Source organism: Marinomonas fungiae (assembly GCF_001418205.1).
Classification (GTDB): domain Bacteria; phylum Pseudomonadota; class Gammaproteobacteria; order Pseudomonadales; family Marinomonadaceae; genus Marinomonas; species Marinomonas fungiae.
In genome coordinates this window covers 29,621-44,221 of sequence record NZ_LIQF01000001.1, presented here as the reverse complement: position 1 = coordinate 44,221, position 14,601 = coordinate 29,621, and the positions used below count along the sequence as shown (strand labels likewise).

General features: G+C 47.2%; 15 protein-coding genes. 7 read left to right on the top strand and 8 right to left on the bottom strand.

Annotated elements, in window-relative coordinates:
• Nucleotides 1-10 precede the first annotated feature (10 nt).
• The 6 genes from ASC49_RS00195 to ASC49_RS00170 are packed head-to-tail and all read right to left on the bottom strand — an operon-like array spanning nucleotide 11 to nucleotide 6,881.
• Nucleotides 11-1,855 (bottom strand): BatD family protein, encoded by a 1,845-nt coding sequence (locus ASC49_RS00195; RefSeq protein WP_055461197.1) that lies wholly within the window; start codon nucleotides 1,853-1,855, stop codon nucleotides 11-13.
• Nucleotides 1,849-3,561 (bottom strand): VWA domain-containing protein, encoded by a 1,713-nt coding sequence (locus tag ASC49_RS00190; protein WP_055461196.1) that lies wholly within the window; start codon nucleotides 3,559-3,561, stop codon nucleotides 1,849-1,851. Before ASC49_RS00190 ends, ASC49_RS00195 begins: the two co-directional genes overlap by 7 nt.
• Nucleotides 3,558-4,556 carry a vWA domain-containing protein gene (locus ASC49_RS00185; RefSeq protein WP_055461195.1) on the bottom strand — a complete coding sequence of 333 codons (999 nt, stop codon included), beginning with the start codon at nucleotides 4,554-4,556 and terminating at the stop codon, nucleotides 3,558-3,560. The genes ASC49_RS00190 and ASC49_RS00185 overlap by 4 nt, the downstream gene beginning before the upstream one ends.
• A complete protein-coding gene (locus ASC49_RS00180; RefSeq protein ID WP_055461194.1) occupies nucleotides 4,549-5,016 on the bottom strand; it encodes a DUF4381 domain-containing protein in 468 nt (155 codons plus the stop codon). Before ASC49_RS00180 ends, ASC49_RS00185 begins: the two co-directional genes overlap by 8 nt.
• On the bottom strand, nucleotides 5,016-5,912 hold the full coding sequence (locus ASC49_RS00175; protein WP_055461193.1) for a DUF58 domain-containing protein: 897 nt from the start codon (nucleotides 5,910-5,912) through the stop codon (nucleotides 5,016-5,018). Before ASC49_RS00175 ends, ASC49_RS00180 begins: the two co-directional genes overlap by 1 nt.
• 3 nt (nucleotides 5,913-5,915) lie before the next feature.
• Entirely contained in the window at nucleotides 5,916-6,881 is a 966-nt protein-coding gene (locus ASC49_RS00170; protein WP_055461192.1) for an AAA family ATPase, read from the bottom strand.
• Between the two features lie 127 nt (nucleotides 6,882-7,008).
• On the opposite strand from ASC49_RS00170, the gene ASC49_RS00165 reads away from it, so the two are divergent.
• Nucleotides 7,009-7,230, top strand: coding sequence for a DUF2835 domain-containing protein (locus ASC49_RS00165; protein WP_055461191.1), 222 nt, complete (start codon nucleotides 7,009-7,011; stop codon nucleotides 7,228-7,230).
• A 39-nt stretch (nucleotides 7,231-7,269) separates the two neighbouring features.
• A complete protein-coding gene (locus ASC49_RS00160) occupies nucleotides 7,270-8,310 on the top strand; it encodes a quinone-dependent dihydroorotate dehydrogenase (protein WP_055461190.1) in 1,041 nt (346 codons plus the stop codon).
• 50 nt (nucleotides 8,311-8,360) lie between these two features.
• On the opposite strand, the gene rmf is transcribed toward ASC49_RS00160, so the two are convergent.
• Nucleotides 8,361-8,570, bottom strand: coding sequence for a ribosome modulation factor (gene rmf / locus ASC49_RS00155; protein WP_055461189.1), 210 nt, complete (start codon nucleotides 8,568-8,570; stop codon nucleotides 8,361-8,363).
• Between the two features lie 124 nt (nucleotides 8,571-8,694).
• On the opposite strand from rmf, the gene rlmKL reads away from it, so the two are divergent.
• From rlmKL to ASC49_RS00140, 3 genes are all read left to right on the top strand, one after another.
• The gene (gene rlmKL / locus ASC49_RS00150; RefSeq protein ID WP_055461188.1) at nucleotides 8,695-10,863 is read left to right on the top strand and encodes a bifunctional 23S rRNA (guanine(2069)-N(7))-methyltransferase RlmK/23S rRNA (guanine(2445)-N(2))-methyltransferase RlmL; all 2,169 of its coding nucleotides are present in this window, start codon (nucleotides 8,695-8,697) and stop codon (nucleotides 10,861-10,863) included.
• An 89-nt stretch (nucleotides 10,864-10,952) separates the two neighbouring features.
• On the top strand, nucleotides 10,953-11,810 hold the full coding sequence (purU, locus tag ASC49_RS00145; protein WP_055461187.1) for a formyltetrahydrofolate deformylase: 858 nt from the start codon (nucleotides 10,953-10,955) through the stop codon (nucleotides 11,808-11,810).
• Between the two features lie 123 nt (nucleotides 11,811-11,933).
• Complete coding sequence (locus tag ASC49_RS00140; protein ID WP_055461186.1) at nucleotides 11,934-12,194, top strand: hypothetical protein; 261 nt, start codon at nucleotides 11,934-11,936, stop codon at nucleotides 12,192-12,194.
• 27 nt (nucleotides 12,195-12,221) lie between these two features.
• On the opposite strand, the gene ASC49_RS00135 is transcribed toward ASC49_RS00140, so the two are convergent.
• Nucleotides 12,222-13,286, bottom strand: coding sequence for a DUF3549 family protein (locus ASC49_RS00135; RefSeq protein WP_055461185.1), 1,065 nt, complete (start codon nucleotides 13,284-13,286; stop codon nucleotides 12,222-12,224).
• 74 nt (nucleotides 13,287-13,360) lie between these two features.
• Between ASC49_RS00135 and ASC49_RS00130 the strand changes: the two genes are divergently transcribed.
• Nucleotides 13,361-13,708, top strand: coding sequence for a YqcC family protein (locus ASC49_RS00130; RefSeq protein WP_055461184.1), 348 nt, complete (start codon nucleotides 13,361-13,363; stop codon nucleotides 13,706-13,708).
• A complete protein-coding gene (locus ASC49_RS00125) occupies nucleotides 13,708-14,562 on the top strand; it encodes a DUF1853 family protein (RefSeq protein WP_055461183.1) in 855 nt (284 codons plus the stop codon). The genes ASC49_RS00130 and ASC49_RS00125 overlap by 1 nt, the downstream gene beginning before the upstream one ends.
• Nucleotides 14,563-14,601 lie beyond the last annotated feature (39 nt).

The window sequence follows — 14,601 nt, the reverse complement described above, 5'->3', positions numbered from 1 at the left end:
TCCTTCAATGCTAAAAGTTCGGATAAAGCGTCTTCAATTGACTGGCTTGTGAAGGTTTCTTTTCTCCGGTCACATACTCTTCGAGAGCGTCAGCTAGGGCGTTGCCATTCCACTGGGTGGCGGCGGTATGAGAATACATGACCAGTTCTGCTTCCATTAATAACTGAGTGAGATGAGGGGTATCTGCTAGACGTTTAATATCGTCAACGCCACGGATGGTATTGTCACCCCAGCGATGGCGTGCCCACTCTAATAGGTTTAAACGTAAGGTCGCCAAATTATTGTCGCGGCATCCATTTATGAGTGCTTGGTAGGCAAGTGTTTCGTTGGCAGAAGATAAAGGGGCAAATTCTTGCAAAGTCGGTACTTCATCTCCAGTTGGTGCTTTTGAATGGTTTTTGCGGCGTACCCATAACCACGCACCAATCCCGATGACACCAATGCCAATTAATGCTGCCGCTAAGAAACCTTTCCATGCATTGCTGTCGTCTTCCTCTGATTGCACAACCACCTCTAGTGGTGCTGGAGCATTCTGGTCTGAATTTGCCTGTTCCGTTTGTGGTGCTGCTTTGGGTTTAGCCAAAGAAATTGGCGCTACGGAACTGGATTGTGGAGGTAGATTTTGGGTTTGGTTATCGCTATTGGCATCCGAGCTAGCAAGCGGCGCTGAGATATTAGTATTGGGGGTTTCAGTTGTTCCTGGAAGTGGTGCGATGTCTACCGCGGGAGCCTTGGCACTGGCGCTTTTCACGCTGCGAGATACCGGGTCCCAATAGTTAATTTCAACGGTTGGTAGCTCCAGCGGTCCCGACTGAGTAGGCACAACTTCAATGCGCATAGATTGGCGGCCCGTGACTCCGTTAATGGATGTGCTGCTCTCAAAGCTTGGTGAGGTTGGGTAAAGCTTGTAAGCGCGGGTGCTCGCAAAGTTGAGCGTTGGCAGTTGTTCCCCTAAAACGCCTTGCGCAGTGATATCAATTTCCCAAATCAGAGTATCTCCGACGCGCGGATTGCTAACGGTATTACTAATGGTTGAGCGAATGGCTACGGCATCCGTAGGGAGCCAATTTGAGTTACCATAAGACGCAGGGATTGGCAGCACATTCAATGTGATAGGCTGGCTTTTGACATTGATTTTGCGCGTGCCATTGCGGGTATTGACTAACCCTTCAATACTTTGGTTGCTCAGTTCTAACATGCCGCTACGCTGCGGGAAAGCAACATACTCGCGGGTCATGATTTGATAGGAAGTTCCATTAATCTCTTCATAGCGCATTTGGTCATCAGTTAAGCGTTCAGTCACTAGGTTTGGGTGATTTGGCATCGATAAACTGGCGCTTTGAATGTTGACTGCGCTATAGAGTTCTAGGGTGATCAATACCTGTTCTTGAACATAAGGCTCTGTTTTGTTTGCTTTGAACTTTAGCATCACCAGCGGGTTGCCGTTACGGTCAGTCATTTGCTGAGCGGGCTTGACTTCAAGATACAGGGCCTCGGAAGCCTTATCACCCACTTGGATTGGCGGAATTTGGAAATTGCCCACAGCCTTTGGCATCAAGGTGACGACCCAAAAATTTAATGCTTGGTTCGTACCTAAGTTAAAGCTAAATTGACTGTTTTGGCTGCGGCCTAGAATTTCAAAATCGCGTTTTAGAGGGGTAAGGTCTGGCCCATTGCCTGTGTTAGTAAAATCGGTACGTATAGTGAGTTGCACCACTTCATTTTCAGCGACAACATTCTTATCTAATGCAGCGGTGACTTGGTCTGCATGAGCTGAATTTGCCAGACATAGTGCGAGCAGAAATGCTAGTGCCCATTGTATAGCTCGCAGTAGAAGTGATGAATTGGCTACCATGGTTGTCGCCCTTCCTCTTGATTAAAGCGATTTTCATTGCGTCGTTCCTGATGCAAATACCAAAGCTTGCGCTGAAGTAGGGTGCCGGGATCGTCTTGGATCTGGCGTAGCCACTGTTCTAGCGCTTGCTGCTGCTCTGCTTGAGAGTGCTCGTTTGGTTCAGAACGGGTTGAATCGGATGCGTTGGAATCCTTCTGATTATCCCGATTTTCAGAGTTATTGTCTTGTTTTTGCGGCTTTTTGTTTACATCGTCGTTAGATTTCTGTGGTGAGGAGGGCGGCTCTTGATCAGTATCCGAGTCTGACGGAGATGAGTCGTCACTTTGTTGCGGATTCTGTTGTTCTTGTTGCTGCTGAGCTTGTTCATCTAGCTGCTTTTGTACGTAGTTTAGGTTTTCCTTAGCCGCTTGTAGATCTGGCTGACGCGCCAGCGCCTCTTGGTAAGCTTTTGCTGCGGCTTTAAGGTCTTGTTGAAGTGCCAAAGCATTACCAAGGTTATAAAAATCGGCCGCGCTGTTTGCTATAGGCTGTAGTTGTTGTGCCGCCTTATCGTAGGCCTCGCCGGCATAATGGCTGGCGGCTTTCCAGCGTTGCTCTTGAAATAGCTCGGCGGCACTTTGCCAATCACCTTGATCAAAAGCTTGTTGCGCTCTTTGGTCATTGGTTTTAAACCAATCCAAGGGGGAGGCGGTGGCCTCTTTGCCCGACAGGCCAACTGCGAGCAGCAGCATCAGAATGTAGCCGCTGCGAAATTGCCAGAGCAACCAGCATAAAAAAGGTAAGGCGAACCAATGGCCCTGTTCTTGCCAAGTAAGGCCGCTGAACTGGGATTTTGTAGCTTGCTGAGCCGTGCTGGCGTGATGGCCAACTTGAGCCAACTGAGTGGCAGAGATTTGATGATCATAATAGTGACCACCAGCAGCGATTGTTGCTTTTTCAATTTGTTCTACAGGGGTTTTTGCGCGTGCGGTGATGCCCTCATGGCGAAGGATTTGCCCATCGGGAAGTTGCATGGTTGCCCCCTCGGCAGTACCAAGGCTGATTATTTCGAGACTAATCTTGGCGTTGGCAACCTTAGTCAGCTGCGCTTCGTCTGCAGCGGTTATATCATCCGTTAATACAATGAAGCTGGTATATGGCGTGTCTTCTGGATTGATCAGCTGTTGGGCTAGGTCTAACGCATCAGCAAGATTGCTGCCGTAAAGAGGCATGATTAATGGATCAAGGGCAACTAGAAAATGCGTTAAGGTTTTGCGGTCTTGTGTAAAGGGGCTTACTACATAAGCAGCGCCAGCATAAGCGATGAGAGCCATTTCACCCTCTAAGTCACCGTTCAAAATATCACGTAAAATTTGTTTTTGTCGTGTTAAACGATTAGGGCGCACGTCTGTGGCGTACAAGGACAAAGACTGGTCCACAATAAAGACAGTCTTTTGTTTAGGACTGTATAATTCGGTCTCTGTTTTTGAAAAACTGATGCCGGACAAGCCAATAACGAAGAGGCTTATAGACACCAGTCCCAACCATTTCTGAATGGATCCACTGTGATTAGTATCCGTCAAAAAGGGGAGAAGATGCGCTGCTACGATGGTTTTCAGCGCTTTGTCCGAGCGCTGCCAAGAGAATAGACTGGCAAGCAACCAAACAATAGGGATAAGTAACAGCCAAGTTGGGCGATTAAAATGAAGCCATTCAAATACTGTCATGCTCGCCCCTTAAGTTTGAATGCAAGTTTACCTGTGCAGATCATCGCTAAGGAAAAAAGCATAAGGGCCAATATTCCTAGCCAATGAAATAGACTGGTTTTAGGGCGTTGGAGAACGTCATCTGAAGGTGTAGGTTCCAGTTGATCTAGGATGTCATACACTTGGTGTAACTCTTCGGTACTGCGGGCGCGGAAGTATCGCCCGCTAGTCAGTTCGGCAATATTGGTGAGTAGCGGTTCGTCCAAATCACTCGATGGATTGATCACTTTCGGGCCAAAGAAACCTTGTACTGTCATTTGCTCCGCGCCAATGCCAATAGTGTGGATCGTCACTCCTTCTTTAGCGGCGAAGTTTGCAGCCTGAAGAGGGCTGACACGTCCGGCGGTATTAGCCCCGTCTGTCATTAGAATCAGCACTTTCTGGTCGGCTGGTTGTTCTTCTAGGCGTTTAATACCTAAGCCAATGGCATCGCCAATCGCTGTCTGTTCACCGGCAAAGCCAATTTGGCTTTCTTGCACCAGCTGATTGATAGTGTCTAAGTCGTAACTAAGGGGAGCTTGTAAGTAAGCTTTACTGCCAAATACGATAATACCAATGCGATCACCACGTCGCGCTTTAATAAACTGCGCGAGTGCTTCTTTAGCGGCGGATAATCGATCAGCGGGCCGATCGTTTAGGGTCATGTCGGTGATTTGCATACTGCCAGATAAATCCAATGCGATGAGCAAATCGCGTCCTGTTGGAGGTATATGGGTGGCGTTACCTAGCCAAGTTGGTCGAGCAATGGCCAGTACTAAAGCGAGCCAGGCAAGGTATAGCAATACTGCCGACAGCTTATTCGTCGAGGTGCGTTGGGTGTGGGCCGGGTTTTCTAATAAGGCACTATGACGCCAATACACAGCTGTAGCGTTAGCGCTGTTCGGCTTTCTAAACCACCAAAATATGAACGGTAGCGGTATGAGCAGTAACGCCCACGGCCATTGTAAATCAAGCACGGTGCCTCCTTATCCATGTCGAGGTTATCTGGATAATGGCTTGGCGTTGTGTGGCAGTGAGTTGTGTGTGAGGCTGGTAAATTAAAGTGACGAAGTACTCTTCGTAATCCACCAGCTTCACTCGGGAAGATCTAAGTTGTCGGTCAAGCTCTGGGAGTAGCTCCTTATTGGTAAGGCTTGCTAATGCTTCCTTGCCTTCAGTGATCAAACAGCGTTTCATTAAAGTGAGGCAGAGCTCTATCAGTGCGAGATCACTCAACCCAGTGTGTTGCTTGAGTTGCTGTAACGCCTCGCGGCGGTAGGTGCGTTTACGATAGTGGTGATACATGCCTAGTAACAGAAGTATCAGTGCTAAGAGTGCCCCTGCGATCACTAACCAAAACCACCAAACAGGTGGCCAATCAGGGATGCTGTCGGGCAGCATGTAGGCTTTATTGGGAAGCTCAATCGATTTTGTCATCAGTGAATGACTCCACGTACCAATAGCTCGCGCGCAATGGCAATGGGTGAATCATTGACGCTAAATGTCATCTGTAATACACCGAGTCCTGATAAATACTCTGCAAGGTGTTGTCGCTTTTGTAAATGACGGCTTTCGGCTTGTTGTTTTTGCTGTTTGCCAATCTGGATTTTTTTCGACCCCTGTGGCTGAGCGAAGACATAATCGCCATCCGGCAAACGGAAAGTGTTCGGATCGTCAATGGCGATCCAGTGGACTCGATTGTGTTGTGCCAGTTGAGTAAAGGCAACTTGACTCTGTCCAGCGATCGTTAACTGATCACTTAGAATCACTACGGAGTATCCTCTTAGGCGGCTTACATTGACTAAGCTTAGGCTCTCAGTGCAATGTTCGCGTTGGTGGATTAGGGTGCTGTTGGACAGTTGCGCGCTCAGCTTTTGCCAGTCTTGAATGTTGGCTGTGAAGTGCGTTTCTCCGCTTTGGATGGCTAGGCCGACGTGCTCTCGTTGAGCGCGGCAACGCCAACTTATTAGGGCAGCAAGTTGTACGAGTCGGGTGCTAATGAAGGTTGTTTGGGTGCCGAAATAGGCATCAGGAGATAGGCTTAATATCACCAAGGTGCGATGTTCTGAGTCTTCTGTATAAATGCGCGTATGAGCCTCTCCAGTACGCGCGGTGACACGCCAATCAATGTGGCGCGCTTCATCACTCACTGCGTAGGGGCGAATCTCATGCAGTTCAAGACCATGCCCCTTTTTCTTACTTTGCAAGTTGCCTGCAAGAAGAAGTGATCGGGGAATATTGCGAGCTTGTCCAAGTGCCTTAGCAAAGCTGCCAAGAGCAAGAATTTGCTCACAGTTTAGTTCAGGCGTTGGCGGATTAATTAACTCATACATAGCTTACAGTACTGGAACCTTGGCTAGGATCATATTGATTAACTGATCGTTGCTGAGGTTCTGAGCAATGGCTTGAAACGATGGCACAATACGATGACGGAATACGTTGTGTACCACGGCGCGAACATCGTCAGGTGTCACATAATCACGTCCGGCGATGACCGCATGAGCTCTAGAGCAGCGATCAAGGGCGAGAGTGGCGCGTGGGCTGACACCATATTCGATCATCGATGCCATGTTGCCATCGTCTTCAAAATACTTGTTAGGATGGCGGGTGGCCATCACCAAATGCACCATGTATTGCTCAACCGCATCGGCCATATAAATACCCAGCGCAGCGTTCTGTAACACCGCAATATCTTCAAGTGATATGGCGGGGGCGCTAGCCGTACCTTTTCCATGCTTGTCCTGCTCACGGATCAGGTGCAGCACCTGCAGCTCCGTTTCAAGGTCTGGGTAGTCCACTTGGATCTTCATCAAAAAACGATCCAATTGCGCTTCCGGTAGTGGGTAAGTGCCTTCTTGTTCGATTGGGTTTTGCGTCGCGATGACAAAAAAGAGCTCAGACAAGGGATAAGTGGCATTGCCCACCGTGATTTGACGCTCACCCATTGCTTCAAGCAGAGCCGACTGAACTTTTGCGGGGGCGCGGTTGATCTCATCCGCTAGCACAATATCATGCATGATGGGGCCTGGGGTGAACTGAAACTGTCCCGTATGCTGTTGATAAATATCAGACCCAGTGACATCCCCGGGTAATAAGTCTGGTGTGAATTGAATCCGTTGAAAGCTGGCATGGATGGCGTTGGCTAAGACCTTGGCGGCAGTGGTCTTGGCAATGCCTGGCGGTCCTTCTAGCAGAACATGGCCTTTGGCGATCAGCGCTACCAGTAAATCGTCGATTAAAGATGCTTGACCAACGATCGAATGATTTAAGTGCTCTTTTAGACGTTCAATTACTGCTTCCATAGCTTTGTAAGCCCTTATACTGCTGTCAAAATACGCTGCAAGCCAATATAATAACCAGCAATGTATTCAAGATTAAACCTCTTCTTGAACAACTTGTTAAGACGAGGCGTGGCATTCAAGGCATGTTATGGCAAAAGTGACTATAGACGTAAGTCTTCCTGCCTATAAGTACAAGGAAATGTATCTAGGCTCAGTTAAAAACTTAGTAGCACGAAGTCGTGATGGACGAATGATTCAGCTGCCATTATCGATTTTCCAGCGTTTCGTCACTCATAAGGGCGTCTATGGCGCTTTTGAAATTGAGTTCGACGATAACAAAAAGCTCGTCAAGATTGATAAAATACTTTAACTCTCTACTTCACCACCACAGAACATTAGGCTTACCCATATGTATAACTTAGCTCGCTCGCTACTCTTCAAATTAGACCCTGAAGTATCCCATGAACTTTCTTTGGATATGCTGGGCGCGTCCACGCGTCTTGGTCTAACACCACTGTATGCGCATGAAGAGGCTGCAACACCGGTTAACGTAATGGGTATTGAATTTCCAAACGCGGTGGGACTGGCAGCGGGTTTGGATAAGAATGCTGATGCATTCGAAGCGTTGGGCGCGCTAGGTTTTGGCTTTGTCGAAGTGGGAACTGTCACGCCGAAAGGTCAAGCAGGTAATCCAAAGCCACGTTTGTTTCGTTTGCCTGAGCATGAAGCCATTATTAACCGCATGGGCTTTAATAATAAAGGTGTGGAGCACATGGTGTCTCGTATTCGTCAGCACAAATTCAAAGGTGTGTTGGGGGTGAATATCGGCAAAAACCTAACCACTTCGGTGGAAGATGCTGCATCAGACTACCTAACTTGCTTAGAACATGTGATTCCTTACGCTGATTACATTACCGCAAATATCAGCTCACCGAACACTCCTGGACTTCGTTCACTTCAGTTTGGCGAAAGCTTAGCGCAGTTGATTGCGCCGCTAGTTGAAGCGAAGAATCGTTACGCTGCTGAACATGGCCGTCGCGTTCCTCTTGCGGTGAAGATTGCGCCGGATATGACCGACGATGAAATCAAAATGGTAGCGGATACGTTAGTGGAGCAAAAAGTAGATGCCATTATTGCGACCAATACTACCTTATCTCGTGAAGCCGTAGTGGGGCATAAGTACGCTAACGAAGCGGGTGGTTTAAGTGGTGCGCCAGTGAAAGATGCGTCGACCCATGTGGTACGTGTACTATGTGATCATCTGCAAAAGGAGTTACCAGTAATCGGCGTGGGCGGCATTCTGTCTGGTGCCGATGCTGTTGAGAAATTGCAGGCGGGTGCCAAACTGGTACAAATATACTCAGGCTTCATTTACCGTGGTCCTGAACTGGTTCATGAAGCGATTGCCGCAACGGATGCATACATTTGTAAAAACCGTCTAGGCAAGTAACATCAAAAAGGCCAGTCGAGTGACTGGCCTTGCTGCAAATAAAGTGTGATTTACTGAGAAAAACCTGCGGCTTTGTAAGTGCCGTCGACAGGGGTGAGACCATCCCACATGTCAACTCGACCTTCTCTCCAACCTGCTAACCAATCAGGACGAGCGGACGAATGACATTGCTCTGAAAGCGCTTTCGAACGGCCAGCCATGCCAGCTCGGTAGCCACGTACATACGCTCTTTGATGAAGATCTCGTTTTTGTTTCTTCATAAATACGTTCCTCTCAGTTCTCTTTCCAAAGTAAGTGAACTTTAATTAATAGTTGAGGGCGTGGCGTTTGTCTAAAAACACTTTGCTCTAACGAAATTCAAAAATTCATCAAAAAGTAATAAACATGACACAAAATTCTGAAGTGACACCTAGCGATGCTAGCGTACAACCAATCTCGCTGGAGTTGACCTGCCCAATTGGCTTGGAAAATATTCTTGAAAAAGAGCTGCATGATCTAGGGTTGACTGAAACGCGCCTAGGTGAAGCTCAGGTAAAACTGACCACCGATCTGCGCGGTATGTACTTAGCGTGTCTTTGGTCACGTGTGGCGACACGCGTGATGATGCCGTTGGCAACCTTTAAGGTCACCACTGCAGATGAACTTTACCAAGGCGTGGCGGCGATCGATTGGTCTTTGCACATGCATGCGGACAATACCATCGCCATTGACTGCCATGGCACTAACAACGCGATCCGAAACACCCAGTTTGGTGCTGTGCGTACTAAGGATGCCATCGCTGACTTTTTTACCAAGCGTACCGGCCGCCGCCCCAATGTTGAAAAGCAAACTCCTGACTTGCGTATCGCGCTTAAGATCAAGCGTGATCAAGCTGTACTGAGCTTGGATATGTCCGGTGAAAGTATGCACCGTCGTGGTTATCGTCAGCAGGGTGCGATGGCACCGCTGAAAGAGAACTTAGCAGCGGGCTTGTTGTTGCGTGCAGGCTGGAGTAAAGATAGTAAATTCCAACAGTTGGTGGACCCTATGTGTGGTTCGGCAACCTTCTTGGTAGAAGCAGCCCTAATTTCCCTCAATATCGCGCCGGGTGCCCGCCGTCAGTATTGGGGTTTTAAAGGTTGGAAACAGCACGATCACCGCATGTGGCAGCAGCTCAACGATGTGGCTAAGAATGAGCGTGTTGCGCCAGAGGACTTGACGGTATCCTTCCAAGGTACTGATCGTGAACAAAAAGCCATCGCCGCTGCCCGTGAAAACATCAAACGTGCTGGTCTAGTGGGTGTGATTGACGTGCAAATGTCGGCCTTCCAGCAACATGAATTTAACTGGGACAAACGACCGACGTTAATCATGGTCAACCCGCCTTACGGTGAGCGTTTAGGCGATGAGATGGCGCTGGTAGCTTTGTATCGTCAGTTGGGAGATTGGGCCATTGAGCATGCCATGGAAGGTGAAATGATGTTGCTGACCAGTAGCGAGAACCTAGCGCGCCAAATTCCGATTCGACCTGAGAAAAGCACCCGTGTGTTGAACGGGGGATTGGAGTGTCGCGCTTACCGCTTCCCGATTGCAGACTCGCACATCAAAGCAGGTAGCCGCGAACAAGTAGGCTTATCGTCTGGCGCGCAAATGGTGGTGAACCGCCTGCAAAAGAACCAGAAGAAGCTGCGCAAATGGTTGGATCGTGAAAAGATTACCTGCTACCGCGTTTACGATGCGGACATGCCGGAATACTCAGCTGCGATCGATATTTATGGCGATTGGGCGCATGTTCAAGAGTACCAAGCACCGAAAAGCGTCGATGAAAACAAAGCACAACAACGCTTGTTTGAACTTGTGTCAGCGATTCCAATGGCGTTAAACATCCCTGAAACAAACGTGGTGGTGAAGCAGCGCTTACGTCAGTCGGGCAAAAACCAATATGAGAAAGTCGATCAGCAGCAACATGAAATGATTGTTGAAGAGCATGGTTGTGATTTCATTGTGAACCTGAAAGACTACCTAGACACAGGGTTATTCTTAGATCACCGTCCGGTGCGCAAACTGATTCAAGATAAAGCCAATGGTGCCCGCTTCTTGAACTTATTCTGTTACACCGCCTCAGCCTCAGTGCATGCTGGGCAGGGTGGTGCTAAGAGTACTTTGAGTGTCGACATGTCCAATACCTACACGGAATGGTCGCGTCGTAACTTAGAACTTAACGAATTCTCTGAGCGCGACCACAAGATCGTGCGTGCGGACTGTTTTGAATGGTTACGTAACTCAGAGGATGAGTTTGATTTGATTTTTATGGATCCGCCAACATTCTCAAACTCTAAAAAAATGGCTGGTGTATTGGATATTCAGCGTGATCACGTTGATCTAATCGACCTAGCCATGGCGCGATTACATAAAGACGGTGAGTTAATCTTCTCGAACAACTACCGACGCTTTGAGCTAGACCCTGCTTTGAGCGAACGTTATGAGGTGCAAGATATCACTCGCCAGTCGTTAGATCCTGATTTTGAACGTAATCAAAAGATTCACCAATGCTGGATTTTGCGACACAAATAGTACATAAAAACTTTTCCCCATTTATCTTATCCCCTCACTTCCTAATTAAAAGGTGAGGGGGACTAGATCTTATAAAAGTAAAAGAGACTATGAGCAAAACATACCGCTTAGTAATCAGTTGTCCAGACCGCGTTGGTATTGTGGCGGCTGTCAGCCAATATTTGAATGAACGAAATGGTTCGATTGTTGAAGCGAATCATCATACTGATCCAGAGCAAAAATGGTTCTTCATGCGTCACGTGATTGATGCGGCAAGCATGACTGTCGATCTTGAAACTTTTCGTCAGGAGTTTACAGAGATCGCTGAAAAATTTGATATGGATTGGTTTATCAACAGTAGTGAAGATAAGCCAAAAGTGATGTTGATGGCGACCAAAGAGTCCCACTGTCTTAATGACCTATTACATCGCTGGCACACAGGCGAGCTTCAATGTGAGATTGTTGGGGTGATTGCCAACCATGAAGATCTTCGCTCTATGGTGGAGTGGTATAAAATACCGTATCACTGTATTAATGTTCCGAAAGAAGACAAAATGCCAGCTTTTCAAGCGATCGAAAAAGCGATTGATGAATCAGGGGCAGACACCATTGTACTGGCGCGTTACATGCAAATATTCCCTGAATACTTGTGTGAGAAGTACCGCTTTAGGGTAATTAACATTCACCACAGTTTCTTGCCATCGTTTATAGGCGCCAAGCCTTATCATCAAGCTGCGGTACGTGGAGTGAAATTAATCGGTGCGACGTGTCACTATGTCACGGCTGATCTAGATGCCGGCCCAATCATCGAACAAGATGTGATTCGTGTACGTCACAGTCATTCAGCAACCGACATGGTGCGCCTCGGTAAAGATATCGAGAAATTAGTACTGTCACGAGGACTACGTTATCACATTGAAGATCGTGTTCTTGTTCACGGCAACAAGACGGTAGTGTTCACTCAGTAAACTCTCAAAAAAGGGTAAGTATCGTGCAATCGGCTTACCCTTTACTTCTAATAACATTCTGTTATTCAAATTTTTGTCTATAGTTACCTCAGTAAATCAATTAGTTTGGTTGAGGGTGACGCGATGAAATTGAAATTAACACCAACCCAAAACCTTTGTGTCGGGTTTCTCGAAACAGGTTTTGAACTGATTCAGGTGGATGATCAATATTTCTTTGTGAAGGGTAAACGCCGTCAGAAAGTCTTACCCAAAACATTGGAGGCGTTAGTGAGTCGTGGGGCGTTGCAACACACAGGCGATGGGAATTATGAACTCAGTGACGAGTTTAAACAGCATCGACAGGAGATGTGCTCCTTGGTGGAATCAAAACATACCCGCCATTAAATTCTGACGGGTATGAAGATCGACGTATTACTGAAGCGTTTGGGATGCTGGAGTGAAAAGGTTGGCCACTGCATTTTGTAGCGCAGGGCTGGCGTGATCAGAACGCAAAATATGCCAACACTCAGTGCGTGTTTCTGGTTGTTGGGTTAACTCAGCGACTACGTGTTTAAAGCCGAGCTGGCCATCATCACGGTGGGCCAGTTTTTCTAAAATGATACGTAATAACTGGCCTTGTTCAGCCACCCAGTGTGGGCATTTCGCTACCAATGACGCGATCAACTCTAACTGTTCATCGTTGCAGTGACTGATGTCGCCTAGCATGGTAAACAACGGGATGAATAGGTCGGTGACGAACTCACAGCGTGCTATGGCGCGTACAAAGTGAGCGGCATCCGCTGTTGATACCGATTCTGACTGTATCAGTTCGCAGATGGCTTTTATTACAGGCTCACTTTGCGGGTGATGTTCTAGAGCATGACACAGAGGGAAGCGTACCTCATTAGGGGCTTGTTCTAACGCTTTTAGAATCAAATCATCAAAGCTTCGATCGCTATTGCGTGCCGCCAAATCGGCTAAGCCTTGAATGCCTAATTGATTCCATGCTTCTGCATTGTTCAAGTCATCGCTTTTAAGATAATCCAGCACCGCTGCCAAGTAGTGAGAAGCGGGTTGTTTTAGATCGCGAGCCAGAATTGCATGAAAACTGGCCAAGCGATCTTGATCAGGTTGGAAGGCATAAGGGTTATCTTCTAAGGCTTCTTGTACCCCTTGTTCTGCTCCTTTGTGCATGATCTTATCAACGATGGTTTTGATAAAGTGATCGCGAGTGCCGAGATTTAGGCTGCCAGATTCATCTAGTGGTAATCGTAAAAACCACACCACTTGCCCATCATGGCTTTGCGTTTGTTGTTCAGTAAGAACGCAGGCAAGCCACGCTTGCTTGCGAAAGCCATATGGGTAAACTTGTTGCTTTTTATCGAACTGAATAACCTGTTGCGGCGTAATTTTCGTAATGTAGCGGCCAACGTCATAAAATGTCGCCTTGCACCCAACGGCACTGAAAAGATCGCTTAATGATTCAATATTTTGCATAGCAGTGATGTGCGTCCAAACTGATGTGATTTTGAAAAGCTTCGCATCATACCGTTTTTTAGGAGAGAAATCAGTTGTCCCAATCGATTCAACGTTACACTGAACTGGCAGATCTTATACTGGAACTGCAAATGGCGATGCAAGAGGTCCAAGTGTGGGAAACAAAGCAGCCTTCTATGCGAGCACTTGCCTCAGAGCAGCCCTTTTGTATCGATACCATGACTTTTGAACAGTGGTTGCGTTATGTCCTGATTGAGCGCTTTAAAGAAATGATTGAGCAGCAGCATCCGCTACCTGAGCGTTGCCATATTTCTCCGATGGTTGAGGAAGCTTTTCGTGGTCTGGAGCCTAAACGAATCAAGCATTTAATTTTGGCTTGTGATGCGTTAGACCGCTTCTTAAGTCGAGCAAGCTCATTGTGATGTATTCCTCAGAGCAGTTGTTGTCTGATCTTACGTGGATACTAGAAGCACGTGAGGTATTTGTCTGTGACGAACCGCTGGCGGGCTTTTTAGACAATGACTGGCGTCAGCGACTAGCTGCCTTGAATGATGACACTGATTGCTTAGTTGAGCATATGGCGGCCGCTAAATCCCACTTCCTGGGTACCTATTTTGAGCAGTTGTTTTCTTTTGCGGTGACTTATTTCACTAGTTTAGAGGTGCTAGCGGAGCATGAGCAAATTCATGCTTCAGGTAAAACGTTGGGCGAAGTGGATTTGTTGGTGAGAGATTTAGCTGGTCGAGTATTGCAACTGGAGATCGCGCTAAAATTCTATTTGGAGCGACAGGACTTGTACCCAAATGTCTGGATTGGACCAAATAAAAATGACAGTCTGACAAAGAAGGTCAGCCATGCTCGTCAACATCAGTTGACGATCCTAACGAAGCCCGAAGGTAAACAGTGGTTAGCTAAATTTATTACAAATACTGACGTAAAGCCTAACCTGATGATTTATGGGCGGCACTTTTATTCTGTACCTGCTCAGGATGCTGCATTTTTTGCGGACGATGCGATATGTTCCGCTTGGGTCAGGCTGTCGGAGCTCCCTAGGCTTGGTCCATATCTACTGGATTTACACGAAGCCCAAAAGCCAAATTGGATGACGCCAAGAAACAATTTAAATCTTTCAAAACGCATAAATGCTGAATTTATGGTTGAGTTATCTCAGAGATTTGTGGATGATGATCGACCTATTCTGTTTTCTTGCCGTAAATATGCGGATCTTTCCGAAACCAATACTTTTTGGTTGTTTGTCTGTCCAGATGACTGGTAACTATTGAAAATGAGTTGCGCTTCAGGCATATATACAGGT

Bases quoted from the DNA above. Each gene is read 5' to 3' on its own strand.
- ASC49_RS00165 (WP_055461191.1), top strand. From the start codon at position 7,009: ATGGCAAAAGTGACTATAGACGTAAGTCTTCCTGCCTATAAGTACAAG.
- ASC49_RS00175 (WP_055461193.1), bottom strand. From the start codon at position 5,912: ATGTATGAGTTAATTAATCCGCCAACGCCTGAACTAAACTGTGAGCAA.
- rmf (WP_055461189.1), bottom strand. From the start codon at position 8,570: ATGAAGAAACAAAAACGAGATCTTCATCAAAGAGCGTATGTACGTGGC.
- ASC49_RS00195 (WP_055461197.1), bottom strand. From the start codon at position 1,855: ATGGTAGCCAATTCATCACTTCTACTGCGAGCTATACAATGGGCACTA.
- ASC49_RS00125 (WP_055461183.1), top strand. From the start codon at position 13,708: ATGTATTCCTCAGAGCAGTTGTTGTCTGATCTTACGTGGATACTAGAA.
- ASC49_RS00180 (WP_055461194.1), bottom strand. From the start codon at position 5,016: ATGACAAAATCGATTGAGCTTCCCAATAAAGCCTACATGCTGCCCGAC.
- rlmKL (WP_055461188.1), top strand. From the start codon at position 8,695: ATGACACAAAATTCTGAAGTGACACCTAGCGATGCTAGCGTACAACCA.
- ASC49_RS00160 (WP_055461190.1), top strand. From the start codon at position 7,270: ATGTATAACTTAGCTCGCTCGCTACTCTTCAAATTAGACCCTGAAGTA.
- ASC49_RS00140 (WP_055461186.1), top strand. From the start codon at position 11,934: ATGAAATTGAAATTAACACCAACCCAAAACCTTTGTGTCGGGTTTCTC.
- purU (WP_055461187.1), top strand. From the start codon at position 10,953: ATGAGCAAAACATACCGCTTAGTAATCAGTTGTCCAGACCGCGTTGGT.
- ASC49_RS00135 (WP_055461185.1), bottom strand. From the start codon at position 13,286: ATGCAAAATATTGAATCATTAAGCGATCTTTTCAGTGCCGTTGGGTGC.
- ASC49_RS00190 (WP_055461196.1), bottom strand. From the start codon at position 3,561: ATGACAGTATTTGAATGGCTTCATTTTAATCGCCCAACTTGGCTGTTA.
- ASC49_RS00170 (WP_055461192.1), bottom strand. From the start codon at position 6,881: ATGGAAGCAGTAATTGAACGTCTAAAAGAGCACTTAAATCATTCGATC.